The following is a 23,992-nucleotide window of genomic DNA, read 5'->3' on the forward strand; positions in this document are numbered from 1 at the left end:
TTCACTGTCGTGTCAACACCGCGGGCGCGCGCAGCTTGCCGCGAAGTGCGGGATCGCGACCCGCCCGTCAGGATTCGGCGGCGCGTTTGAGCTGGCCCTGGACCAGGGTCAGCTTGCCGAGCGGCACGCCCGCCTTCAGCAGCCCCTCGCGGTAATGGGCGATGTCCTCGGGCCGCTTCCAGTGGAAATTGCGCAGGTGACGATCGACGTTCAGGGTTGGGTAGTTGCCCATGAGCACGGAGGTAGCCTCGGCCGCCTCGCTGCTCCGGCCCAGTTGCGCCAGCGCCGCGGCGCGGATCGCCAGCGCCTGCATGTGGTTCGGGTTGATGTAGAGCTGCTCGCGGGCCCATGACAGCGTCGCATCATATTGGCGCAGAAGGTAATGACTGAAGGCGTTCAGCGCGGCCCATTGGTAGCGCGGATCGCTGTTGTCGCGCTGCGAGGCCATCGAGAACAGCTCGATCGCTTCGCGGTGCTCGCCGATGATGAAATGGCAGATGCCGAGCACCCCGCGCGCGCCGTTGTCGTAGGGGTTGAGGGCGACCGCGCGCTTGGCGGCGTCCATCGCGGCCTCATAATGGCCTTCCATGCCGTGGGCCCAGGACAGGATCGAGAACGCGAACGAGGACCGCGGGTCGAGCCGGACGCTGGTTTCGGCGAGATGCATCGCCTCGGCCCACATCTCCCGCGTGCCCTTGACCCAGCCGAACTGGATGCTCTGGATCTGGATCGTGGCGAGATAGGCATGCGCGATCGACAGCTTGGGATCGAGCCGGATGGCCTCCCGGAACAGGTCGATGGCGGCGGCGAGATCTTCCTTGGTCTGCCGGTAGTAATGGGACAGTCCCTTGAGGAAGCGATCCCAGGCGCTCACGTCGGTCGAGAGCCGCGCAGGCGCCGAGGCTTCGGCACGAACGATCTCGGTGGCGATGGCGGCGGACAGGTTGGTCGTGATCTCGTCCTGCATCGCGAAGAGGTCGCCGATGTCGCGGTCGTAGCGGCCGGTCCAGAGCTGCTCGCCGGTTTCCGGTGCGATCAGCTCGGCGGTGACGCGGATCTTGGCGCCGGCGCGCCGCACCGAGCCCTGGATCAGATAGGAGGCGTCGATCTCGCGCGCGATCAGGCGCGTGCTCACATTCTTGCCCTTGAAGGCGAAGGTCGAGTTGCGGCTCAGCACGCGATAGAAGGATTGCAGCGACAGCGCGTGGATCAGATCCTCGGTGAGACCGTCGGAGAAATATTCATCCTGAGCGTCGCTGAGATTGGTGAAGGGAAGCACGCCGACGATCGCGGTGCGGTACTGCTGCGAAAGGGCGGATGCTTCCCGCAGCTCGGGCGCGAGCGCCGGCGCGCCCTCGGGCATCCAGGTAAAGACCCCGACCGCATCCTTGATGTTCTTGAAGCGGTGGTCGCCGGCGTCAGTCAACGGCACGGCGAGATGCTTGCTCGCCTCCCGATAGGCCTTGGCCGAGATCGCGAAGCCGCCGGGGCTCGCCACGGATTCGAGGCGGACGGCAATATTGACATCGTCGCCGAAGACCTCGTCCTCGTCGGCGATGACGTCGCCCATATGGATGCCGAGCCGGAATTGCATGGCGCGGTCGGCAGGGAGATGGTGGTTGCGCTCCGCCATCAGCGTCTGCATCGCGATCGCAGCTTCAGTCGCGCCGACGATGGAGGCGAACTCCAGCAGGAAGCCATCGCCGGTGTTCTTCACGACGCGGCCGCCGTGATTGAGGATGATGGGGTGAATCGCGGCGCGATGGGCCTTGAAGGCGGCATGGGTGCCGGCCTCGTCGCTGCCCATCATGCGCGAATAGCCGGCGACATCGGCGCAGACGATGGCAGCCAGACGTCTTTCCATATCCGCAAAGCTCCAGGGGATAGGGGACCGGCCACGACGTGGCAGTCGCCTCGAATCCCGCATTTCAAGAACCCTGCCCTTATAAAGCAGATGTGGCCGAGCGGAAGTATGATCCGCATTGCAAATTCGAGGTAAATCCTCGGCAATCCCGGCGATGGACGGGGACGGGAGAACCGACTAAGCGGAACCTGGACGGGGCGGCGGGAGGCAGCTTGCATGCTGGGTATTCACGAAATCGGGCTTTTCATCCTGTCTGGCGTGCTGCTCAACATCACGCCGGGGCCGGATTCGGTCTATGTGATCGGCCGCAGCATGCAGATGGGCTGGCGGGGCGGCGCCGCTGCCGCCTTCGGCATCAGTTGCGGCTGTTTTGTCCATGTCGCGGGCGCGGCGATCGGGCTTTCGGCCCTGCTGATGGCATCGTCCACCGCGTTCTCGATCCTGAAGCTGGTCGGCGCGGCCTATCTCGTCGTGACCGGGCTTCAGATGCTGTGGTCGCGCCCGATACTGGCCTCAAGCGTCGACGAGCCGGTGCGGAGTTCATTGCGGCGCGTCTTCCTCCAGGGCGTCTTCACCAACGCGCTCAACCCCAAGGTCGCGCTGTTCTTCCTGGCCTTCCTGCCGCAATTCGTCGCAGCCGATGCGCCGCACAAGCCGCTCGCCTTCCTGACGCTCGGCCTGATCTTCATCTTTACGGGCACGCTGTGGTGCCTCGTGCTCGCCGCGTTCGCGGCCAAGGCCGCCAACCGGCTGCGTCAGTCCGAAGGCGCGATCGCCTGGATCAACCGCGCGCTCGGCGGTCTCTTCATCTATCTCGGCATCCGCGTTGCCATGCTGGAGACGCGGTAACTTCCTTCAAGCGAACTCCTTCGCCAGCGCGCTGCCGGCGAGATACAGGCCGAGCAGGATCATCGCGATCAGGAACCAGCGCCGAAACGCTTCGGCCGGCATCCGTGCACGCACTGACTGGCCGATATACATGCCGGCGAAGGCCATCGCCATGGCGATGGCTCCAGGCACGGCATTGGCGGGGGTCAGCAATCCGCCGGCGGTCAGGTTGAACGCGAGCGCGAGGGTCGCGGTGGTGAAGAACACGCCTAGTGCCTGCACCAATTCGTCCTTCTCCATGCCGATCGCCTGCATGAATGGCATCGAGGGGATGACCTGCACGCCGGTCGAGGCCGAGATCACCCCGGTGACGAGGCCGACTACGCCGCCCACCCATTTCTCGTTCTGCGGCGCGACGCGGAAGTGGAATCTGCTCAGCCCGATGATGGCGTAAACAACGAGCAGGATGCCGAGCACGATCGTGCCGTAGCGCGCATGGGGGCCGGTCAGCGCGCCGGCATTGAGCCAGCAGCCGACCACGGTGCCGATCATCAGCGGCCACAGCCGCCGCAGGATGTCGCGCAAATACGGGCCGACGAAGGTCTGCCAGATGTTGGTGATGATGGCCGGCACGATCACGATGGCGATGGCGCGGCTCGGGGCCATGCTCACGGCGAGCAGGCCCATGGACACCGTCGGCAGGCCGAGTCCGACCACGCCCTTGACGAATCCGGCGAGCAGGAAGACGGCGGCGATGAGGATGAGCAGCGGGTCGGTCATATCTGCACATTGACCGAAGCCGCGATCAGGCACAATCTGGAGGTTACGGAGAGAGCCTTCGTCTTTGACGAAGGCTTAGGAGAACCGCCATGCGCTTCGACCTCGTCGACCTCCAGCTCTTCATCGCGGTCGCCGACCAGCGCAGCATCACCCGCGGCGCGGAGCGCTCGCACCTGGCGCTGGCCTCCGCCAGCGCGCGCATCAAGGGGCTCGAGGACGCGCTCGGCGTCGCGCTGCTCAAGCGCGGGCGCCGCGGCGTGGAGTTGACCGCGGCCGGTGAGAGCCTGCTCGATCATGCGCGGCTGGTCATCCACCAGATCGACGCCATGCGCGGCGATCTCGCCAGCTATGCGAGCGGCGTGCGCGCCAGCGTGCATTTCCTCGCCAACACGTCGGGCCTGTCGGAGCATCTGCCGAAGGCGCTCGCCGGTTTCCTGCGAGAGCATCGCGATGTCGCCATCGACATCGAGGAGCGCGAGAGCACCGATATCGCGGCGGCGATCACCGCCGGTGCCGCCGATCTCGGCTTTGCCGCCGAGCACGCGCTGCCGGAGCATATCGAACGCTTCCCCTTCAGCGAGGATCGCCTGACGCTGGTGACCTCGCGCCGTGGCCCGTTCGCCGGCCGCCGCCAGATCGATTTCCAGGAGGCGGGGGCTTGCGAGTTCGTCGGGCTCACCAGCGCCACCGCGCTGCAGATGCACATTTCGAAGCACGCCGCGCGGCTCGGCATGCGCCCGCATTTCCGCGCGCGCCTGCGCGATTTCGACGCGATCTGCCAGATGGTCGCCGCCGATGTCGGCGTAGCCCTCGTGCCTGAAGCTGCCGCACGCCGCTGCGCCAAGACCATGCCGCTCGCCATGGTCCGCCTGCGTGACAATTGGGCCAACCGTCGCCTCGTGATCTGCGCGCGAAACTTCAAGGCGCTGGCAAGGCCGGCCAAGATGCTGGTGGAGCATTTGCGGGCGGAGGCGATGTGAGCTCTTCGCTTACCCCCCTCCAGGCCCCTCCAGGGGAGGGTAAGCACGACTACTTCGCCGTCTCCACGCCCGCGTCCTTGATCACTTTCGCCCACTTGCTGGTCTCGCCGGCGATGAAGCCGCGAAAATGCTCCGGCTCGTCGCCGATCAGCGTCGCGCCCTGTGCGGCAAGCTTCTCCTTCACCGCGGGATCCGCCATGGCCTTGGTCGCGAGAGCATGCAGCGCCGCGACGATCTCCCTCGGCGTGCCCTTGGGCGCCACCATGCCATACCAGTTCTCGACGCGCAGATCGGGAAAACCGGCTTCCGAAAGAGTCGGCACGTCAGGCGCGGTCGGTGCGCGTTCGGCGGAGCCGACCGCGATCGGCTTCAGCGCGCCGGCCTTGACCTGTGGCAGCAGCACCGGCAGGTCGAGGAAGGTCATCTGCACCTGCTGGCCCAGGAGATCGTTCACGGCCGGAGCGGCGCCGCGATAGGGCACGTGCACGACGTCGATCTTTGCCGTCAGCTTGAACAATTCGCCGGCGAGGTGCGGCAGGCTGCCGGGGCCGGAGGAGGCGAAGTTGAGCTTGCCCGGCTGCGCCTTGGCGAGCGCGATCAATTCGCCGATGTCCTTTGCGGGCACGTTGGTGGCCACCACAAGCATTTCCGGCACGGTCGCAACCAGCGTCACCGGTGTGAGATCCGCCTGCGTGTCATAGGCGACCTTCTCCATGCTCGGGCTGATTGCGAGCGCGCCGGCTGAGGAGATCGCGATGGTGTAGCCGTCAGGCGGGGCCTTCGAAACCGCATCGGTGCCGAGCACGCCGCCCTGGCCGCCGCGATTGTCGATCAGCACCGGCTGTCCTGAGAGTTCCGACATGCGCCGCCCGATCACCCGGGCGATGATGTCGTTGGGGCCGCCGGCCGGGAAGGGCACGATCAGCTTGATCGGCTTGGCCGGAAAATTCGGTGCCGATGCCAATGACGGCGGCAGCAGGAACAATCCCAAGAACAATAAGAGCCATTCAACGAGCAGCCTGCGTGAGACGGTCATGCAAGCCTCCGCGCGCTTGTTATTGGTTCAAAAGCCTCAAGGCTTCTTCGTGAACCCGCGCGTCGCCGGCCGCGATGATGCGGCCGCCGGCCTGGGCCGGCTTGCCTTCCCAGGTGGTGACGACGCCGCCGGCGCCGGTCACGATCGGAATCAGCGCTGCGATGTCATAGGACTTCAGCTCGGTCTCGACCACGAGGTCGACGTGCCCGGCCGCGAGCATGCAATAGGAGTAGCAATCGCCGCCATAGCGCGACAGCCGCGCGCCGCGCTCGATGCGGCCGAAGATAGCGCGGTCGCTCTCGTTCATGAGCAGCGGGCTGGTGGTGTAGGTCGTGGCTTCCGACAGCGAAGCGCAGCGGCGGACCTGGAGCCGGCGCTCGCCGGAGGGCCCTTTGTAGTGGGCCGAGCCATTGTCGCCGGAAAAGCGCTCGCCGATGAAGGGCTGGTGCATCATGCCGAATACCGGCGTGCCCTTGTGCAAGAGCGCGATCAGCGTCCCCCAGATCGGAAAACCGCCGATGAAGGATTTGGTGCCGTCGATGGGGTCGAGCACCCAGACGTAGTCGGCGTCCTCGCGCTCGTTGCCGAATTCCTCGCCGACGATGCCGTGCTGGGGAAAGTTGGCCTTGATCAGCCGCCGCATCACGGCCTCGGCGGCGCGGTCGGCCTCCGTCACCGGGTCGAAATCCTTGGTCTTGCTCTTGTCGTCGATCGACAGCGAGGTGCGGAAGAACGGCAGGATGGTTTCGCCGGAGACGGTGGCGAGCCGTCCGATGAAGGCGGAGAAGTCGATCACCGTCACAGGCCGAATCCTCGAAGCGAAGGTTGGATGAACGCGCCTCCTGCCTAGCTCAATTCGCCTGCCGCGTGCAGCGCTGTCTTGATTTTGCTCCCTGGTATTTTGGATGCCGAGCGCGCTGCCTCATCCCAGTCATCTCCTGGCCAAATATCGATCACAGAGTTGAAAACTTAGTTCCGCACTTGCCTTGTTTGTATGCAAATGACTATCAACCCATTGAATTTCCTTATCAAAGAAACTGAATCTGGGTTTCTCTGGAAGCAACTGAGCCATGTGAGAATTGCATGGGAAACCGCTCAAAAGCCCTTGCACTTTGTGCGGCGCGGTCGCATATTGTTGCGGTGCGGTAGCGCTTGGCGTTACCGCTGCCCTCCTTGGGCGTTTCCTCCCTAGACTTGGGCCGCTTCTTCATCAGAAGCGGCCCTTTTTTCTTGGCGCCTCTGCTTTCATTTCAAGGCGCGCAAGCTTGCAAAGCGAAGACGCCATCGCGCCATTCGCAGACAATATCATTGGACGGAGAAGAGCCAGGTCCTATTCCGCCGCGGCCTGGAACGGGCCGAGATCGGCGAACGGAATCGTGGTTGCCAGTACGTCGGCGAGAACGCCGAAGTCGGAGGCCACTTGTGCAAAGCGCGCGCTCCGCTCGCGCCGCCGCTCGTCCATGTAGATCGCGCGATTGAGCTCGAGCTGTACGGCGTGCAGGCCGCTTGCGGGATTGCCGTAATGTTCGGTGATGAAACCGCCGGCATAGGGCTTGTTGCGGCCGATCGAATAGCCGAGCCCTGACAAGGTCTCCTCGACGCGATCGGGAAGCAGCGGCGTACAGCTCGTGCCGTAGCGATCGCCGATCACGATGTCGGGCCGGCGCGGCTCGTCCCTGCTGACGCCGACCGAAGGCATCGAGTGGCAGTCGACCAGCACCACGGTGCCGAACATCTGGTGCACCTTGTTGATGAGCCGGCGCAGCGCACGATGATAGGGCTTGTAGAGCATCTCGATCCGCCCCAGCGCGTCGTCGACCAGGATGCGGTCGCGATAGATCTCCTGGCCATCGCCGACCACGCGCGGAATGGTGCCGAGGCCGCCCGCGACCCGCATCGACCGGGTGTTGGCGAAGCTCGGCAGCCGTCCGGCGAACATGCGGGGATCGAGCTCATAGGGCTCGCGGTTGACGTCGACATAGGAGCGCGGAAAGTTGACCCGCACCGTCGGAAAGCCGCGCTCGCTCAAATGGCCGATCAGCTCGTCCATGAACGAGTCTTCCGAGCGCCGCAGCGTCGGCAGGTCGATCCGTGACGCCGCCAGGAATTCGTCCGGATAGGTCGAGCCGGAATGGGGCGAGTTGAAGATGATAGGCGCGCGCCATTCGGCGGGCTCGAAGATCTCGAAGGCTGGCGACATGTCGCCCTCAAACCGGGTCATCTTCTCAGGCTTCGTCCCTTCGCGCCGGGATCTGGCAGGGACCAGATCGCATGATTCGGCCGATCGAGCGGCTCTTATGTGTCGTCATTGTCCGGAATCGCAACCATTCTGCCAAGCGAAAAGATGCGAAGGGCGCTGGAACACGTCTTAACCGTGCAGCTATCGCGGCGGGGATCAGTCGATTCGGCTCGATTGATTCGGAGCCCATTCCGGTTCACAAAGAGCCGGCAGCGCAGCCGGCCCAAGGTAAAGATTTTCACCCCAAATTTACCCTCTGTCGGGCTTAGTGACCTCTGCTGATATCCTCTGGGGATTCGACGTTTCCTGCCATGCCAAAGATCCTGCTCGCCGAAGACGACAACGACATGCGCCGTTTCCTGGTCAAGGCGCTGGAAAACGCCGGTTTTCAGGTCTCGTCCCACGACAACGGCATGGCCGCCTATCAGCGGTTGCGGGAAGAGCCGTTCGAGATGCTGCTCACCGACATCGTGATGCCGGAGATGGACGGGATCGAGCTCGCCCGCCGCGCCTCGGAACTCGACCCCGACATCAAGATCATGTTCATCACCGGCTTCGCGGCGGTCGCCCTGAACTCGGATTCGGACGCCCCCAAGAACGCCAAGGTGCTGTCCAAGCCCGTGCACCTGCGCGAATTGGTCAGTGAAGTGAACAAGATGCTGGCGGCCTAAATCGGCCCCCTTCCGTCCTTGCGCCGGGTCCCCTGAGCCGTTATAGGGACCCCACCGATGAAATGACTTCTAGGGCACGTAGCTCAGCGGGAGAGCACTACCTTGACATGGTAGGGGTCACAGGTTCGATCCCTGTCGTGCCCACCATCCTTCGCTCGCGAAGCGAGAGAAGGATGCCACGCCGAAGCCCAAAGGGCACAGGCGGGCTGCCGCCGCGAGCTTCGGCTCGGCAAGCCACCCAAATCTCGACGTAAGCGTGTCCGGCGTCGCTCGCAGAGCGAAGACGGACTGGTGCCGCCAGCTTGGTTTCCTGGAACGCCCGAGACCCCCCGGCATTGTACCGCCATGCCGAAGCCCTCCACAAAATCCTTCAAGCGCGGCGATCACGTCAGCTGGAATTCCGAGGCCGGTCGGGTACGCGGCCATATCCTGCGCGTCCACACTGGGGACGTCGACTACAAGGGCCACACTCACCATGCGAGCCCGGACGATCCGCAATACGAGATCAAGAGCGACACGACCGATCACGTCGCCCTGCACAAGGGCCGGGCGTTGCGGTTGCTGCGAAGCTGAGCGGCACAGCGGGAGTCGACGAGCTGCCCATGGCCCATTCCTTCTTCACCATCGGCCATGCCAGACGCTCGATCGAGGAATTCGTCGAATTGTTGCAGGGCACCTCGGTCAGCTTCGTCGCCGACGTTCGCACCGTGCCCCGCTCGCGGACCAACCCGCAGTATAATCGCGAGACGCTGCCGCAATCGTTGGCGGCTGTTTCGATCGGCTATGAGCACATCGCCGCTCTCGGCGGCCTGCGCAGCCGCACGCGCGAGGTGCCGCGCGAGACCAATGCGTTCTGGCAGAACGGCAGCTTTCACAATTACGCTGACCACGCCATGAGCGCGGCCTTTCGCGACGGCCTCGCTCATTTGCGCGAGCTCGGGCGTACCCGGCGCTGCGCCATCATGTGCGCGGAAACATTGTGGTGGCGATGCCACCGGCGGATCATCACGGACTACTTGCTCGCAGCCGGCGAGACCGTGTTTCACATTCTGGGACCCGGGCAGGTCGAACAGGCAGAAATGAATCCGGCGGCGCGGCTCGTGGCTGACGGCCGCCTGGCCTACCCGGCTGAGAATTAGCCAATCCTCGCCAGCGCGCTCATGCGAGGCGGCATCGTGTTCAATTCGTCTTGTACCTGTTGCCGCGCAGCACGTCCTTCAGGCCCGTCGGATAGAGGCTCGGTCCGCCATCCAGGTCGAGATCGGCAAGGTCGAACCAGCGGGCGACGATCTCTTCTCCGTTGTCCTCGCGGAAGTCGATGCGGTCCTGGCCGGCGAAGGCGCCCTCTGGAAACGCGACCTCCGCGACGAACATCACCTCGTGGCCGGTCGATCCCTCATGCATAAAAATGTTCTCCAGCAGCATGGGCTCGCTGGCGATGGTGACGTCGATGCCGAGTTCTTCGTTGAATTCCCGCACGAGCGCCGCGTGCCAGCTCTCGCCGAACTCGATCTCGCCGCCGAGCGGGCGCACGCCCTTGATCCGGCCCGCATCGTCGCGCACCTCGGCTGCCAGCAGCCGCCCGTCGCGCCAGTGCAGGCCGATTGCGACGACGCGGATGCGGGGATGTGGCCGCCATGTGCTCATGGGGAAGCGTTATCGCGCGCACCGCCGCTGCGCAATACGCGCAGGCGAGCCTCGTCGGGCTCCCTTCGAGCTGAGTATGATTGCCGCCGTTCGGTCGTAGATCCGACGATCGGTGATCGACGCGGCGACAGGCGGCCTCATGTAACGAGATATTTGGCGACCGCCGCCTCATCCCACGCGATCCCGTTGCCGGGCTCTTCGCTCGGCAGTGCAAAGCCGTCCTTGATCTGCAGCCGCGTTGCCAGCACCGCATCGGCCCAGTCGACATATTCCAGCCAATGTGCGGTCGGCGTCACGCAGAGCAAATGCGCGCTCACCTCCGAGAACAGATGCGTCGACATCTCGATGCCGGCGGCATGCGCCAGCGCGGCGGCGCGAAGCCAGCCGGTGACGCCACCGATGCGCTGCACGTCCGGCATCACGTAATCGCAGGCTTCCGCCGCGAGCGCGGACTGCATCGAAAACGCGCTGTCAAAATTCTCACCGATCTGCAGGGGCGTATGCAGCGCGTCCGCGACGCGGGCGCAGCCGGCATAGTCGTCGTGGCGGATCGGCTCCTCGATCCAGGTGAGGCCCTCGTCGTCGAGCATCTCACCGCGGCGGATGGCCTCGGTCACCGTCAGCGCCTGGTTGTAGTCGCACATCAGCGTCACGTGGTCGCCGACGGCCTTGCGTACCGCGCGCACCACGGCGAGGTCCTCCCGCGCATCATGTCGGCCGACGCGGATTTTGGCGGCCTGAAATCCTTCAGCGAGCAGCTTGTGGGCTTCCTCGACCGCGGCGCCGGCCGGCATGATGCCGAGGCCTTTCGAATTGTAGGCCCTCACCGGCTTCGGCGTGCCGCCAAGCAGGCGCACCAGCGGCAGGGCATTGCTGCGCGCCAGCGCGTCCCAGGCCGCCATGTCGATGCCGGATTGGGCCAGCCGTTGCAGACCGGCGAGGCCCAGCAGGGTGAAGCGCTGGGTCAGCTTGCGTTCGATCTCGAACGGCAGCAGCTCGTCGCCGGCGAGCAAGTCCGACATTTCGGTGACCATCGCCGTCAGCGGCTTCAAGGCCGAGGGCGTGATCGAGAACAGATAGGCATGGCCGGTCTCGCCCTGATCGGTCTCGCAGTCGATCAGCACCAGCGGCGCTTTGGCGACTGCGCCGGTCGAGGTCTGGAGCGGCAGATTCATCGGCACGATCACGGGCCGCGCGTGGAAGCGTTTGATGCGGATGGTCTCGGTCATGGAGTCTCCCGGCGGAGCAGATGCAGGTTGCGACCGATCTTAAACATCCGTGAGGAAACGAAAAGGCGCCTGGCCCGGCCACCACCAAATGGGGGTTGCGCGGGTTTGTGATTCACCGCGCCGCGCCCTCCGTGAACGCCGTCTCGATCACCTCACCAAAGGGCTGCCACGAGCGTCCGTCGAACTGGACCAGCCGCATCTGCCTGATCGGCAGATAGCGGTCCGGCGAGGTGTTCATCCTGATGTTGGGCAAGGCGACCGAGGGCTGGTAGTCCCTGAGCGAAGCCGCCTGACGCATGATATTGTCGCGCGAGAAATCATCGCCGCATTGCGTCAGCACCTGCGTCAGCGCCTCGGCCGCGGCGTAGCCATAGAGTGCGGCGCTGTTGTTGGTGCTTTCGACCTGATGGTATTTGTCCATGAAGGCGAACCAGTCCTTCATGGCGGAATCGTTTTTCCAGGCGGGATCGCTCGGGTCCTTCAGAAAGGCCGCCGAGATCACGCCGGCGGAGTTCTCGAGGCCCGCGGGCGCCATCGCATTGGCGATCGAGGCGGAGGCATCGTTGACGATGAAGACCGGATGCCAGTTGAGCGACGCCGCCAGCTTGATCACCTTGGACGCCGTCGACGGCACGCCGAGAAAGACGAAGATGTCGGCGCCGGCGCGTTTGAGAATCGAGACGTGCCCGTCGAAATGCTCATCGCCAATGTCGAAGGCGATGTCGACGAGGACCTGACGGTTGAGATCGCCAAGGCCTTCCTGGATGCCCTTGTAGAGCATGCGCCCGAACTGGTCGTTCTGCCAGAGCACCACGATCTTCTTTTGGGGGTAGTAGGCCTGGATGTAGTTGGCATAGATCCGCCCCTCCGACCTGAACGACGGCTGCCAGCCCATGGTCCAGGGAAACGCGCTTGGCTGGCTCAGCTCCTCATCGCCGGAGGCGACGAACAGCTGCGGGATCTTCTTCTCGTTCAGATACCGGCGAGTCGCGAGGTTTCCGGGCGTGCCGAACGAGCCGAACATCAGATGGACGTCCTCGCTCTCGACCAGACTGCGCGTCAGCTCCAGCGCGCTTCCCGGATCGGAATTGTCGTCGCGGGTGATGAAGCGGATCTTGCGGCCGTTGATCCCGCCACGCGCGTTGACCATGTCGAAATAGGCGGCCTCAGCCTGGCCGATCGCGCCGAACTCCGACAGCGGTCCCGAATAAGGCATGACATTGCCGATTCGGATTTCCTTGTCGGTTGCGGGTTGCTCGGTGTGTTGCAGCGACATCGCCCCAAGCGAGGCCGAAGCAACGATCAGAACGAACAGCAGTCTGCCGGTGACGCGCATGCTCGACACCTTGTCGTTGGCCCCCAACGAGGTCGGCTCAATCCGCAGCAAGGCGGGTTGGTGTAGGTCGAGCGTTTGGCGATCGTGTGGCTGGGCGAGTCCGCTTCAACGCGGCGCAGGGCCGAACGAAATGGCAGGCGTGTTGACACGCCTGCTACGGCAACCCCCGCGCCTCGAGCTGGTGCACCAGCAGCAGCGTCGGCTCCGCAAGACTATCGCCCGAGCCATCGAGGCCAAACGCGGCCGCGATGCCGTCGCGGCTGCGCAGCAATGCGCTGCGCGGGCAATGGCCCGCGCCGCACAGCGTCTTCTTCAGGGTCTCGCCTTGCGCGACGAGGCCGGCGGAATCGTCCGCGGCCCAGGCCAGCACGATCGGCACGTCGACATTGAGGATGCCGGGGAAGACCGATCGCTTGTCGTATTGGGTGGCATCTGGGCCGAGATAGGCCTTCTCGCTGTCGCTCGCGTCCTTGCCGACGCGGTAGATCCCGGACACCAGCACGACGCCGGCGACGTCGGCGCCGTCGGTCTGCAGCTCGGGATGCGCCAGCAGGGTGGCGACATGGAAGGCGCCGGCGCCGTAGCCGACCGCGACGATTTCGCGAGCATCGCCGTTGAAGAGATCGATATTGCCGTGGACCCAGGACAGCGCCGCCGCCACATCGGACGCGCCGGCCGGCCAGGTCGCCGAGGGCGCCAGGCGATAGTTGACGCGGACCCCGATCATGTCGTTGCGCGCCGCAAAGCACATGGCTTGGTCCTGGATCTGGCGCGACAGCTCCGGCGCGGCGCGGTCGCCGGTGAAGGTATCCCCCGCCACGAACAGCAGCACCGGCCGCGGTGTGTCCGCCTTGATGGCACTGGTCGCGACATCCAGCGCATTGGCCTCGGTCTCGCCATAGCGCAGACCGCGCGAGAAGGTGACCTGCTCGCATAGCCGCGCGGTGCCGCCGGCGGTGGTGTCGGAATCGGTCAGGCCCACTTGCACGAGACCGGAGGGCGGCGGCAGCCGGCCCACAGGTCCGTGCGCGGAGGCCGTGGTCATGGTCAGAAGCAGGAAAAATGTCAGACAATTCTTCATGATGATGCCGGCCTTGCGGGGCTCATATTGGCTCGCTGATCTGGCCTGTCTTTTCAATTCGCCTCATTAGTCGGCTGGGCTTGAGGCGAATTCGCGGCACCTTCGGCCAGCACGGACCAGGCGCTTGGCATGTCGCCGCATTTGGAAGGCAGCTTCGCGGGGCCCGGGAGGATTGCGCGGAGCGGCCGTTTTGTCTCGATTCATCAGGCCGTTGTCCGGCGTCGCCCGGTCTCGAGCCGGCAACGGCTTTCTACTGTGCATGGGGTTGTTTTCGCAGTTTTTGTTTTGGACCGCCTGCTTATCGCGGCTTCATCGTCCGGAAAGTGATGGAGTAGCGACGCGCCTCGACCGGCGGGATGCTGTGCTCCCATTGCGACCGCGCCTCACCGTCCATCATGTAGAGCGAACGCGGCAGGGCTTCGAGCGCGTGGCGCTCCCACTTGTCGCCGTTGCGGCGGCGGAAGCGGAATTTGCAACGAGCGCCCAGCGACAGGCCGAGGACCTTGTCGAAATGCGGCTTGTCGCGATGCCAGCCGATGCCGACGCCAACTTCATATTCGGTGCACAGCACCTGCCGGACGCTGCCCTCTGTGAGCCCCGCCCATGCCTCGACCTGGCGCGCGACCGGCCGCACCCAGTCCGGGATCGGCTCGGCCTCGATGAGCCGCTGCAGCGCGTAGTCGTAGCGATAGCCGAACGATGCCACGCGGCGGTTGCCCTCGAAGGCGCCGAACTGGAAGCGCCGGAGCGGCAATGCTGCGATGCGGCCAATCAGATCCTGCTCGGCGGCGGCACCGATAAAATTGTTCGTATAGCGAAGACCGGTTGGGCCTGCCTGCGCATCGGCGAACAAACCAAGCTGCGTCATTTCTCGCATTTCCGTGATGGAACCTAAAGACGGCTGGTGCGACTTACATAAGACGCGGGAAGAAACGTGCGAGGCTGTCATGGCAGAGAAGCATACCGCCGATCCGGTTGAGATCATGCGCGCGACCGGTCATCCTGAGCTGGAATACGCCGCCGGCTGGACCATCGCCGGTCTCGTCACCATCGGCGCCATTGTTGCCGCCTGGGTGTTCGCGATCTAGGCCAGAGGGAGTTGGAGCTCGAAGGCCGCGCCCCGTCGGTCGGCTTCAGCCTGATCGAGCCGCCATGGCTCGCCATCACCGCACGCGCGATCGCCAGCCCCATCCCGGTGCTGCCCTGGTCCCGGCGGGTGGTGAAGAACGCGTCAAAGATCCGGTCGCGGTTCGGGGCCGAGATCGGTTCGCCGTCATTGCTCACGGTCAGCCGCAAGGTCGTACGCTCGTCCGCCGCCTCGAGCCTGATCGTCTGCGCCTTGTGCCGCATCGCATTGTCGGCGAGATGCGACAGCACGATCAGCGCCTTCTCGATCACGTTGTCGCAGGAAAGTGCCGCGAGCTTGGCGCGGATGTTGCGGATGCGGCTGTCGATGGTGCGGTCGGAGACCTGGATGTTGAGCTGATAGGCCGCCCGCATCAGCTGCTCGCGGTTGAACACCGAGGTCGGACGCATCAGGAACGCGCGCAAAATGCCGAGCTCGATCGCCGTCAGTTTGAGCGGTGCGCCAGCGAAGGACGCCACGTGCTGGTCGGGATCGATCAGGAGACTGCCTTGCGTTAGTGTCTGCAAGGCCGTGGTGGAAGCGATCAACGCCGGAGTCGATCTGCTGCTGGTCGCCTACGACGGCGCGCAGTTCTACCTCGTCTTCGCCTGCGCTTGGCAACTATCCGAATGACGTCTTGACCGGCTGCGATCTCCATCACGCATTGTGCTTCGATCGCGGGTGCGATATGGCTCTCGCGCTTTCCAGAGGCGGAGACGAGCTTTGTCGAAACAATCCCTGCGCGAGGAGGCCGAACGCCTGATCCGCGAATCGATGGAAAAGAAGACTATCGTCGTCAAGCAGGGCACCACCCGCATCGAGGCCGTCTGCGGCAAGTGCGGCGCGCCGAACCGGGTGCAGGCGGAGAAGGGGCAGACCCGCGTCAAGTTCGCCTGCAAGAATTGCGGGCACAAGCAGGAGACGCTGTAGGGCGTTTGCGCGAAACTTGCCGGGCGCGAACACTCCAAACCCTCATCCTAATGAGCCCGCTGAAAGCGGGCGTCTCGAAGGATAGAGGCCCCAGCCGGGCCTGCATGGTTCGAGACGCGCGCAAGGGCGCGCTCCTCGCCATGAGGGTCTGATTGCTATTCCGCCTCCACGAACTTCTTGAACGCATCCGCGTAATCCGGGTGCCAGCGCGACAATGGCGGGCGGTTCTCGATGATGTCGCCGGCGGCCCAGAGCATACGCTTCTCATCGAGAGCGCGCGGCACGTCGTTGTCCGGACAAAGAATGTAGAAATCGCCGGCCTCCAGCCGCGCCAGCATGAAATCGATCGTCTGCTCCGGCGTCCAGGCGCCGGCCGGTTTCTCGGTGCGTCCCTTCGCGGTGAGGCCGGTGAAGACGAAGCCCGGGATCAACAGATGTGCCGTGATGTGGCAGTCCTTCCTGTTGCGCAGCTCGTGTTGGAGCGCCTCGGTGAACGCTTTCACGCCGGCCTTCGAGACATTGTAGGCGGGATCGCCCGGCGGCGTGGTGATGCCCTGCTTGGAGCCGGTATTGATGATGAGGCCACACCTGCCGCGTGCGATCATGTTCGGCGCGAAGATCCGCGAGCCGTTGATGATGCCCCACATGTTGACGCCGATGATGCGCCGCCAATGATCGGGCTCGCCGAACAGCGTGCTGCCCGGCTGGATTCCGGCATTGTTCATGAGGATGTCGGTCCCGCCAAACCGCTCGCGTACTGCGCGCTCCAGTTCCGTCACGCTTTCGATCTCGCTGACATCGACGGCGAGAGTCATCACGTTCGTGGCAGCCGTGACGGATGACAGTCTTGTTGCAGCTTCTGCCAACCGTGTCTCGTCGACATCGGCGATACACACCTTCATTCCAGCGCGCGCAAAGGCGATGGCAGCGGCAAATCCGATGCCGGATGCGCCACCCGTGATCACGGCAACATTGTCTTTGGTGATGGCGGGATGTGGCATGGATGGTCTCCGTGGAACGCTCTCGTCGAGCTATAACATGACAGCAGTGCGACCCTGCACAAGTCGGCATGGGAGGTCTTCGGTCCGTGCTGCCTTTACGCCTATCTGCCACGGCTGTATCCTCGATCGAACGATCCCGCCCAGATCGAGCCAATCAATAACCTGACAGGGAGTGCAGCCATGGCTGTGTCGCAGGCTATTCCGATCACGCGCCATCCGTTCGCAAATGGGTCCTACAAGCAGATGCTGATCGACGGCAGGTGGGTCGACGCCGCCTCAGGCAAGCGCTTCGAGACCCGCAATCCCGCAACCGGCGAGCTGCTTGCAACGGTCGCCGAAGGCGACAAGGAAGACATCGATCGTGCCGTTGCCGCCGCTCGCCGCGCGTTCGAAGGTCCGTGGAGCAACGTCAAGCCGTTCGAGCGGCAGAACCTGCTCTTGAGGCTCGCCGACCTCGTCGAGAAGAACTTCGACGAATTGTCGCAGCTCGACACGCTCGACATGGGCGCGCCTCTCAGCCGCACCCGCGCCTATCGCCTGCGCGCCATCGGCATGCTGCGCTATTACGCCGGCCAGACCACGGCAATCCACGGCGAGACCATCGAGAACTCGCTGCCCGGCGAGATCTTCTCCTACACTCTGAAGGAGCCGGTCGGTGTCGTCGGCGCCATCATCCCGTGGAACGGCCCGCTGACCGCGACGATCTGGAAGATCGGCCCGGCGATCGCGACCGGCTGCACCGTGGTGCTCAAGCCCGCCGAAGAGGCGCCGCTGACCTCGCTGCGCATCGCCGAGCTCGCGATGGAAGCGGGCATTCCGCCGGGCGTTGTCAACGTCGTTCCCGGCTACGGCGAGACCGCGGGCGCGGCGCTGGCCTCGCATCATGATGTCGACAAGGTCGCCTTCACGGGCTCGCATGTGACAGGCCAGTCGATCATCCGCGCCTCGGCCGGCAACTTGAAGCGCGTCTCGCTCGAGCTCGGCGGCAAGTCGCCGGACATCGTGTTCGCGGATGCCGATCTCGACGCGGCGGTGCCGGGCGCGGCGATGGCGGTATTCGCCAATTCGGGTCAGATCTGCAGCGCCGGCACGCGCCTGTTCGTCGAGCAATCGATCTATGACGAATTCGTCGGTCGCGTCGCCGAGTTCGGCAAGAAGCTGCAGGTCGGCAACGGCCTCGATCCCAACGTGCAGATCGGTCCGCTCGTCTCCGAGCAGCAGCTCGAGCGCGTCACCGGCTATCTCGACATCGGTCAGAAGGAAGGCGCCAAGGCGCTCGCCGGCGGGGGTCGCGTCACCGAGGGCGCATTGTCGAAGGGCTTCTTCGTCTCACCGACGGTGTTCGCGGGCGTTGAGGACGACATGCGCATCGCGCAGGAGGAGATTTTTGGTCCGGTCATCTCCGCGATCGCGTTCAAGGACATGGACGAGCTGGTCAAGCGCGCCAACAACACCACCTTCGGCCTCGGCTCCGGTCTGTGGACGCGCGACGTCAGCAAGGCCCATGCAGTGGCGAAGCGCCTGCGTGCTGGCTCGGTGTGGGTGAACTGCTACCAGGCGATGGATCCAGCCGTGCCGTTCGGAGGCTACAAGATGAGTGGCTACGGCCGCGAGTCCGGCAAGCAGCATGTCGAGGAATATCTCAACGTGAAGGCTGTCTGGATCAAGACGGCGTAAGATCCATATCCCACCCGTGTTCCGCGGAAGGGAATATCTGCCTTCGCGGGGCAGCACCTTTTCCGGTCGCTGCCCCTCGCTATATGATCCGCGTCCTTTCCTAGTCGTTCGGGGCCCACATGAAATTCGAAGCGTTGTTTCAACCGTTGCAGGTTGGTCCGTACAAACTTGCACACCGCGTGGCGATGGCACCGCTCACCCGGATGCGCGCCGAGCGCGACAGCTTTTCCCCGCGTCCGCTCAATGCTGAATATTACCGCCAGCGCGCGACGAAAGGCGGCCTGATCATTGCCGAAGCCTCGCCGGTGCTCTCGCATGGCCGCGGCAACCCGGCGACACCCGGCATCTATTCGCAGGCGCAAGTGGCGGGCTGGCGCAAGGTGGTCGATGCCGTGCATGCCAAGGGCGGCATCATCTTCCTCCAGCTCTGGCATGTCGGCCGCGTCTCTCACTCTTCTTTCCACGGCGGTGCGCTGCCGGTTTCGGCCTCGGCCATCCCGATCAAGGCCGAAGGCATGAAGGCGATGACGGCCGACGGCAAGATCGCCGATTACGAGACGCCGCGCGCGCTGGAGACCGAGGAGGTCAAGGACATCATCGAGGCGTTCCGGCAGGGTGCCAAGAACGCGCTTGCCGCCGGCTTCGACGGCGTCGAGATTCACGGTGCCAACGGCTATCTGCTCGAGCAGTTCCTGCAGTCGCGCAGCAACCAGCGCACCGATCAATATGGCGGCTCGATCGAGAACCGCGCGCGCCTTCTGCTCGAAGTCACGCAGGCCGCGATCGACGTCTGGGGCGCGAACCGCGTCGCCGTCCGGCTGTCGCCACATGGCATCGCCAATGATTCCGGCGAGCCCGATCCGATGCCGCTTTACACCCATGTCGTGAAGGCGCTCGACAAGCTCGGCCTGGCCTACCTGCACTTCATCGAGCCGCGCTCGAGCGGCGCCGGCCGCGCCGACGTACACTGGGAGAATGTGCCGTCGGCGATGGTGCTGTTCCGCCCACTCTACAGCGGTGTGCTGATGACCGCCGGCGGCTTTACCGGCGAGACCGCAAACGCGGCGATCGCCGAGGGACACGCCGATATCATTGCCTTCGGCCGCATCTTCATCTCCAATCCGGATCTGCCGCGGCGGCTGGAGCACGACTATCCGATCGCGCCGTACAACCGCGCGACGTTCTATGGCGGCGAGGAGAAGGGGTATACGGATTATCCGGTGTATGACGAGCTGACGCCCGCCTGACGCTGCCGTAGCCTGGATGGAGCGCAGCGCAATCCGGGATCGTCCCCGCGTCAAGATCCCCGGATTGCGCTTCGCTCCATCCGGGGTACGGGACTTTTGTGTTGCTCCGACCACCACCACAAATTCCGTCATTGCGAGCGCAGCGAAGCAATCCAGCATCTCTCCGTTGAGGCAGCCTGGATTGTTTCGCTGCGCTCGCAATGACGACGGGGAGACTTCCATGGCCAAAGCCGCAGCCGCCGCAGGAATAGCCACCGGCCAATGCCTCTGCGGCAAGGTCACCTTCGAGATCGACGTTCCCGCGCGCTGGGCGTGGCATGATCACTCCGCCGCCAGTCGCCGCGCCCACGGCGCGGCTTACGCGACCTATATCGGTAGCTGGAAGAAGCGCTTTCGCATCACGTCCGGCAAGACCGTGCTCACCCGCTACGAGGACAAGGTAACCAAGACCGCGCGCAGCTTCTGCTCACATTGCGGGACGCCGATCATGTACGAACGTCCGCGCGGACCGCACATGGTCAACATTCCCCGTGCCCTGTTCAACGAACGCACCGGCCGCCAACCGCTCTATCACATCGCGATCGAGGAGCTGCAGGAATGGGCCTATACCGGCGAGCCGCTGGTGCCGCTGAAGGGCTTTCCGGGCGTGGTCTGGCAGCGCTCGAAAAAGAAGAAGCGCGCGGGCGGCGAGGATCCGTTCGAGCTGGGCCGCGAGGAGATATAGTGCGAGCCGCACCTCCGCTCTCGTGCCCAGGACGCGGCGCAGCGCCTCCCCTGCGATGCGAAGCATGGTCCGGTGCGGCGGTGGCTGCTGAGCCGGTGCCCATGCCTCAGCGAACTCGGCGCGAATATCTGTGTCCCGGCTCTGCGCCGCAACGTTGCACGTTGCGTCGCGTCCGGGACAAGAGAGTGGGGCTTCCACGCAACGCAGCCATGAGCGCGCTTCCTTGCGCGCATCCCAAAACTTCGGCCATCATGCCTCCGTCCTTGCGGCAACGTCCGCTCCTGGAGGAAACATGAAGAACAAGATCACCGGCCGCTCCGCCTTTCTCGCGCTGCTCAAGGACGAGGGCGTCTCGCATCTGTTCGGCAATCCCGGCACCACGGAGCTGCCGATCATGCATGCGCTGAAGGACCATCCCGATCTCACCTATGTGATGGCGATGCAGGAGAGCCTGGTGGTGGCGATCGCCGACGGCTACAGCCGCGCCTCCGGCAAGCTCGTCGCCTGCAACGTTCACGTCGCGCCCGGCCTCGGCAACGCCATGGGCTCGCTCTACAACGCCCAGTTCACGGGCACGCCGATGATTTTGACTGCAGGCCAGCAGGAGCAGGGCCACGGCCTGATGGAGCCGGTGCTCTATGGTCCTCTGGTGCGTATGGCCGAGCCGCTGGTGAAATGGGCGGTCGAGGTGACGCGGCTGGAGGATCTGCCGCGCATCGTGCGCCGTGCCGCTAAGGTGGCGATGACGCCGCCGACCGGGCCGGTGTTCATTTCGCTGCCCGGCGACATCCTCAACAGCGAAGCCGGCATCGATCTCGGCCGCTCCACCCGCATCGACGCGCGTACAAGGCCGTCGGATGAAGCGTTGAAGACCTTTGCCGCGCGGCTGCTGAAAGCCGAACGGCCTGTGATCGTCACCATGGACGAGGTGGTCAAGAGCGATGCTCTGAACGAGGCGGCTGAGTTGGCCGAGCTGCTCGGCGCGGCCGCCTACCAATCCTCGACGCCCTATGGCTCGCACTTTCTCTCGGAGAGTCCGAGCTTCATCGGCACGCTGGCGCGCGTGCAGAAGGCCGCACGCGATACGCTTGCGCCGTACGATCTCCTGATCGCGCTGGGCGGCGATCCCCTGCGGATGTCGGTTTACAGCGAAGTGGACGCGCTGCCGGATGGCCTTGGCATCGTGCAGGTCGGTCTGGTCGATTGGGAGATCGCCAAGAACTACGGTGCCGAGATCGCGCTGAAGGCGGATCTGAAGGAAACGCTGCGCGCGCTGATTCCCGTGCTGAAGGAGATGGGCGGCGCGACACTCGCGAGCCGCGCCAAGCAACGTCTCGCCGAACTCGCGCCGAAGAACTGGATCGCGCGCCGCGCCGCGCTCGTCGAGCAGATCGGCAGGAGCGCCGCCCGCACGCCAATCGATCCGGATTTCCTGGTGCTGCAGGTGGTCGAGGCGATGCCTGATAATGCCATTCTCGTCGATGAAGGGCTCACCTCCAGCCGCCAGATCACGGCGCTGCGGCCGCATCGCGATCGCTATGACTACCACGGACTTGCCTCCGGCGGCATCGGCTGGGGCCTGCCGGCGTCAGTCGGCGCCAGCATCGCCAATCCGGATCGCCCCGTGGTGTGCTTCTCGGGCGATGGCAGCGCGATGTATTCGATCCAGTCGCTGTGGACGGCCGCGCATCACAAGCTGCCGCTCAACGTCGTCATCGCCAACAATGGCGGCTATCGCATCATCAAGCAGCGGCTGCTCGCCTTCCATGGCGATGACAATTACGTCGGCATGGACTTCGTCGATCCGCCCGTGGATTTTGCCGGCATCGCGAAGGCGCTCGGCTGCGAGGCGATCAAGATCAGCGATCCCCGCGAGCTGAGGGCGACGCTGGCGTCGGCGTTCGGCCGGCCGGGGACGAAGCTGATCGAGGTGATGGTGGACGGGAAGGTGTAGGGCGGCCTGGCGCCACGTTCTCAGCTGTCATCGCCCGACTTGATATTCAGCCCGGGGGCATGTGGTGGCTATCTTTTCCTCCCCACCCGATACCCTGCGGCCGGATGCGGCCCGTCGAGCCTCGCGCGCCCCTCACCGAACAGCTTCTCCCGCAGCGTACCCTTGGCATAATCGCTCTTGTACCGCCCGCGCCGGGTCAGCTCCGGCACCAGCATATCGGCGATGTCCTCGAAATCGCCAGGTGAGATCGCGAACGCGACGTTGAGACCGTCAACGTCGGTCTTCTCGAACCAGTCCTCGATTTTGTCAGCGACCATCTCGGGCGTGCCGACCACGACCGGACCGGCGCCGCCGATGCCGACATGCTCGATCACATCGCGCACCGTCCAGATGCGATCAGGATCAGCGCGGGTGACGTTGTCCATCGCGCTGCGGCCGGCGTCGTTCTGGACATGGCGCACCTGCTGGTCGAGGTCGTAGCCGGAGAAGTCGACGCCGGTCCATCCCGACATCAGCGCCAGCGCTCCCTCGGGGCTGATGTGACGGCGGTAGTCGGCGTATTTCTCCCTGGCTTCGGCTTCCGTCCGTCCAAGGATGATCGTCATCATCGAGAACATCAGGATCTCCGCCGGGTTGCGGCCGAGCGCAGCGGCCTCTTGCCGGATCGCTGAGACGCGCGGCGCGATCACCTTGGCCGACGGTCCCGACATGAAGACGCACTCGGCATGGCGTGCGGCGAACTGCCGGCCGCGCGGCGAGGTGCCGGCCTGGTACAGCACGGGCGTGCGCTGCGGCGATGGCTCGCTGAGGTGAATGGTGTTGTTGATGCGGTAGTTCGCGCCCTCGTGATTGACGCGATGAACTTTTGCGGGATCGGTAAAGATGCCGCGCGTCCGGTCGCGCAGCACGGCATCGTCCTCCCAGCTTCCTTCCCAGAGCTTGTACACCACCTCCATATATTCGTCGGCGATGTCGTAGCGGTCGTCATGTCCGGTCTGCTTGTCCTTGCCGGCACCGCGCGCGGCGCTGTCGAGATAGCCGGTGACGACGTTCCAGCCGATGCGTCCCTCGGTGAGATGATCCAGCGTCGACATCCGCCGCGCGAACGGGTAGGGCGGCTCGAACGACAGATTGCTGGTGACGCCGAAACCGAGATTTTGCGTCACCGCGGCCATCGCCGAGAGCAGCAGCAGCGGCTCGTTCGACGGCGTCTGTGCTGCATTGCGCAAGGCTGCGTCAGGGCTGTTGCCATAGACATCGTAGACCCCGAGCACGTCCGCCAGGAACAGCCCGTCGAAACGGCCGCGCTCCAGCGTCTTGGCGAGATCGATCCAGTAGGGCAGGCGGTTATACTCGGCGGTGCGGTCGCGCGGATGGGTCCAAAGGCCCGGTGACTGGTGTGCGACGCAATTCATCGCAAAGGCGTTGAGCCTGATCTCTTTGGCCATGCTGGTCCCCTCGGCGCCCTGTACTGAGCGCTCTTCGAATGATAGATCTGCGCCCCAACTTGGCTAAGTTCTTGCATATGTTTGGGGATTGGCAAGGTCAAAATCAGCGGTGCCGCCGCGCTTGGCGAGCCAATCTCAAGCGAGCAAGAACGAAATCCCAAGAACCGCCCAAGAACCGCCCAAGAACGATCCAA

Annotated in this window: 23 protein-coding genes, 1 tRNA gene and 2 pseudogenes; 12 read left to right on the plus strand and 14 right to left on the minus strand. The window is 64.6% G+C overall.

The window, feature by feature from the left end; all coding sequences use genetic code 11:
* Nucleotides 1-67 precede the first annotated feature (67 nt).
* Nucleotides 68-1,864: an adenylate/guanylate cyclase domain-containing protein gene (locus tag BRAD3257_RS04715; protein WP_162500109.1), complete on the minus strand. Its 1,797-nt coding sequence runs from the start codon at nt 1,862-1,864 to the stop codon at nt 68-70.
* Between the two features lie 216 nt (nt 1,865-2,080).
* Here BRAD3257_RS04715 and BRAD3257_RS04720 point away from each other — a divergent pair, with 216 nt between their 5' ends.
* Complete coding sequence (locus tag BRAD3257_RS04720; RefSeq protein ID WP_122400871.1) at nt 2,081-2,713, plus strand: LysE family translocator; 633 nt, start codon at nt 2,081-2,083, stop codon at nt 2,711-2,713.
* 6 nt (nt 2,714-2,719) lie between these two features.
* Here BRAD3257_RS04720 and BRAD3257_RS04725 read toward each other — a convergent pair whose 3' ends face one another.
* Complete coding sequence (locus tag BRAD3257_RS04725; RefSeq protein ID WP_122400872.1) at nt 2,720-3,472, minus strand: sulfite exporter TauE/SafE family protein; 753 nt, start codon at nt 3,470-3,472, stop codon at nt 2,720-2,722.
* An 89-nt stretch (nt 3,473-3,561) separates the two neighbouring features.
* On the opposite strand from BRAD3257_RS04725, the gene BRAD3257_RS04730 reads away from it, so the two are divergent.
* Nucleotides 3,562-4,452 carry a LysR substrate-binding domain-containing protein gene (locus tag BRAD3257_RS04730; RefSeq protein ID WP_122400873.1) on the plus strand — a complete coding sequence of 297 codons (891 nt, stop codon included), beginning with the start codon at nt 3,562-3,564 and terminating at the stop codon, nt 4,450-4,452.
* Nucleotides 4,453-4,501: 49 nt separating this feature from the next.
* On the opposite strand, the gene BRAD3257_RS04735 is transcribed toward BRAD3257_RS04730, so the two are convergent.
* The 3 genes from BRAD3257_RS04735 to BRAD3257_RS04745 all read right to left on the minus strand — a co-directional run bounded on the left by BRAD3257_RS04735 (nt 4,502) and on the right by BRAD3257_RS04745 (nt 7,709).
* Nucleotides 4,502-5,488, minus strand: coding sequence for a Bug family tripartite tricarboxylate transporter substrate binding protein (locus BRAD3257_RS04735; RefSeq protein ID WP_122400874.1), 987 nt, complete (start codon nt 5,486-5,488; stop codon nt 4,502-4,504).
* Nucleotides 5,489-5,507: 19 nt separating this feature from the next.
* On the minus strand, nt 5,508-6,290 hold the full coding sequence (hisN, locus tag BRAD3257_RS04740) for a histidinol-phosphatase (RefSeq protein WP_122400875.1): 783 nt from the start codon (nt 6,288-6,290) through the stop codon (nt 5,508-5,510).
* 528 nt (nt 6,291-6,818) lie between these two features.
* Nucleotides 6,819-7,709 carry an N-formylglutamate amidohydrolase gene (locus BRAD3257_RS04745; protein ID WP_122400876.1) on the minus strand — a complete coding sequence of 297 codons (891 nt, stop codon included), beginning with the start codon at nt 7,707-7,709 and terminating at the stop codon, nt 6,819-6,821.
* A 329-nt stretch (nt 7,710-8,038) separates the two neighbouring features.
* Between BRAD3257_RS04745 and cpdR the strand changes: the two genes are divergently transcribed.
* The 4 genes from cpdR (at nt 8,039) to BRAD3257_RS04770 (ending at nt 9,537) form a co-directional block, all read left to right on the plus strand.
* Nucleotides 8,039-8,398 carry a cell cycle two-component system response regulator CpdR gene (cpdR, locus tag BRAD3257_RS04755; protein ID WP_007597092.1) on the plus strand — a complete coding sequence of 120 codons (360 nt, stop codon included), beginning with the start codon at nt 8,039-8,041 and terminating at the stop codon, nt 8,396-8,398.
* Nucleotides 8,399-8,470: 72 nt separating this feature from the next.
* A tRNA-Val gene (locus BRAD3257_RS04760) sits at nt 8,471-8,545 on the plus strand.
* Between the two features lie 198 nt (nt 8,546-8,743).
* Complete coding sequence (locus tag BRAD3257_RS04765) at nt 8,744-8,971, plus strand: hypervirulence associated TUDOR domain-containing protein (RefSeq protein WP_122400878.1); 228 nt, start codon at nt 8,744-8,746, stop codon at nt 8,969-8,971.
* A 29-nt stretch (nt 8,972-9,000) separates the two neighbouring features.
* Nucleotides 9,001-9,537 carry a DUF488 domain-containing protein gene (locus BRAD3257_RS04770; protein WP_122400879.1) on the plus strand — a complete coding sequence of 179 codons (537 nt, stop codon included), beginning with the start codon at nt 9,001-9,003 and terminating at the stop codon, nt 9,535-9,537.
* A gap of 40 nt (nt 9,538-9,577) precedes the next feature.
* Here BRAD3257_RS04770 and BRAD3257_RS04775 read toward each other — a convergent pair whose 3' ends face one another.
* The 5 genes from BRAD3257_RS04775 to BRAD3257_RS04795 all read right to left on the minus strand — a co-directional run bounded on the left by BRAD3257_RS04775 (nt 9,578) and on the right by BRAD3257_RS04795 (nt 14,559).
* Nucleotides 9,578-10,045 (minus strand): NUDIX hydrolase, encoded by a 468-nt coding sequence (locus BRAD3257_RS04775; protein ID WP_122400880.1) that lies wholly within the window; start codon nt 10,043-10,045, stop codon nt 9,578-9,580.
* 137 nt (nt 10,046-10,182) lie between these two features.
* Nucleotides 10,183-11,274, minus strand: coding sequence for an enolase C-terminal domain-like protein (locus tag BRAD3257_RS04780; protein ID WP_122400881.1), 1,092 nt, complete (start codon nt 11,272-11,274; stop codon nt 10,183-10,185).
* A gap of 112 nt (nt 11,275-11,386) precedes the next feature.
* Nucleotides 11,387-12,610 (minus strand): ABC transporter substrate-binding protein, encoded by a 1,224-nt coding sequence (locus BRAD3257_RS04785; RefSeq protein WP_162500541.1) that lies wholly within the window; start codon nt 12,608-12,610, stop codon nt 11,387-11,389.
* A 154-nt stretch (nt 12,611-12,764) separates the two neighbouring features.
* A complete protein-coding gene (locus BRAD3257_RS04790) occupies nt 12,765-13,691 on the minus strand; it encodes an alpha/beta hydrolase (protein WP_122400882.1) in 927 nt (308 codons plus the stop codon).
* A 298-nt stretch (nt 13,692-13,989) separates the two neighbouring features.
* On the minus strand, nt 13,990-14,559 hold the full coding sequence (locus BRAD3257_RS04795; protein WP_122400883.1) for an alpha-ketoglutarate-dependent dioxygenase AlkB: 570 nt from the start codon (nt 14,557-14,559) through the stop codon (nt 13,990-13,992).
* Between the two features lie 79 nt (nt 14,560-14,638).
* Between BRAD3257_RS04795 and BRAD3257_RS40185 the strand changes: the two genes are divergently transcribed.
* Complete coding sequence (locus BRAD3257_RS40185) at nt 14,639-14,779, plus strand: hypothetical protein (RefSeq protein ID WP_164936762.1); 141 nt, start codon at nt 14,639-14,641, stop codon at nt 14,777-14,779.
* On the opposite strand, the pseudogene BRAD3257_RS42130 reads toward BRAD3257_RS40185, so the two are convergent.
* A pseudogene (locus tag BRAD3257_RS42130) lies at nt 14,776-15,083 on the minus strand (sensor histidine kinase); the annotation flags it as partial. The gene BRAD3257_RS40185 and the pseudogene BRAD3257_RS42130 overlap by 4 nt on opposite strands.
* Nucleotides 15,081-15,335 (minus strand): annotated as a pseudogene (locus BRAD3257_RS42135) (winged helix-turn-helix domain-containing protein); the annotation flags it as partial. The pseudogenes BRAD3257_RS42135 and BRAD3257_RS42130, both read right to left, overlap by 3 nt.
* Before the next feature lie 205 nt (nt 15,336-15,540).
* On the opposite strand from BRAD3257_RS42135, the gene BRAD3257_RS04805 reads away from it, so the two are divergent.
* Nucleotides 15,541-15,747 (plus strand): hypothetical protein, encoded by a 207-nt coding sequence (locus tag BRAD3257_RS04805; protein WP_025033895.1) that lies wholly within the window; start codon nt 15,541-15,543, stop codon nt 15,745-15,747.
* Nucleotides 15,748-15,902: 155 nt separating this feature from the next.
* On the opposite strand, the gene BRAD3257_RS04810 is transcribed toward BRAD3257_RS04805, so the two are convergent.
* The gene (locus tag BRAD3257_RS04810) at nt 15,903-16,748 is read right to left on the minus strand and encodes an SDR family NAD(P)-dependent oxidoreductase (protein WP_122400884.1); all 846 of its coding nucleotides are present in this window, start codon (nt 16,746-16,748) and stop codon (nt 15,903-15,905) included.
* A gap of 180 nt (nt 16,749-16,928) precedes the next feature.
* Here BRAD3257_RS04810 and BRAD3257_RS04815 point away from each other — a divergent pair, with 180 nt between their 5' ends.
* The 4 genes from BRAD3257_RS04815 (at nt 16,929) to BRAD3257_RS04830 (ending at nt 22,350) form a co-directional block, all read left to right on the plus strand.
* Complete coding sequence (locus tag BRAD3257_RS04815; protein WP_122400885.1) at nt 16,929-18,425, plus strand: aldehyde dehydrogenase family protein; 1,497 nt, start codon at nt 16,929-16,931, stop codon at nt 18,423-18,425.
* Between the two features lie 119 nt (nt 18,426-18,544).
* Nucleotides 18,545-19,672, plus strand: a complete 1,128-nt coding sequence (locus tag BRAD3257_RS04820; RefSeq protein WP_122400886.1) for an alkene reductase — start codon at nt 18,545-18,547, stop codon at nt 19,670-19,672.
* Between the two features lie 220 nt (nt 19,673-19,892).
* Nucleotides 19,893-20,396: a GFA family protein gene (locus BRAD3257_RS04825; protein WP_122400887.1), complete on the plus strand. Its 504-nt coding sequence runs from the start codon at nt 19,893-19,895 to the stop codon at nt 20,394-20,396.
* Nucleotides 20,397-20,688: 292 nt separating this feature from the next.
* On the plus strand, nt 20,689-22,350 hold the full coding sequence (locus BRAD3257_RS04830; protein ID WP_122400888.1) for a thiamine pyrophosphate-binding protein: 1,662 nt from the start codon (nt 20,689-20,691) through the stop codon (nt 22,348-22,350).
* A 68-nt stretch (nt 22,351-22,418) separates the two neighbouring features.
* Here BRAD3257_RS04830 and BRAD3257_RS04835 read toward each other — a convergent pair whose 3' ends face one another.
* The gene (locus tag BRAD3257_RS04835) at nt 22,419-23,798 is read right to left on the minus strand and encodes an LLM class flavin-dependent oxidoreductase (RefSeq protein ID WP_122400889.1); all 1,380 of its coding nucleotides are present in this window, start codon (nt 23,796-23,798) and stop codon (nt 22,419-22,421) included.
* Nucleotides 23,799-23,992 lie beyond the last annotated feature (194 nt).

The organism is Bradyrhizobium vignae, assembly GCF_900324035.1.
Lineage (GTDB): Bacteria > Pseudomonadota > Alphaproteobacteria > Rhizobiales > Xanthobacteraceae > Bradyrhizobium > Bradyrhizobium vignae.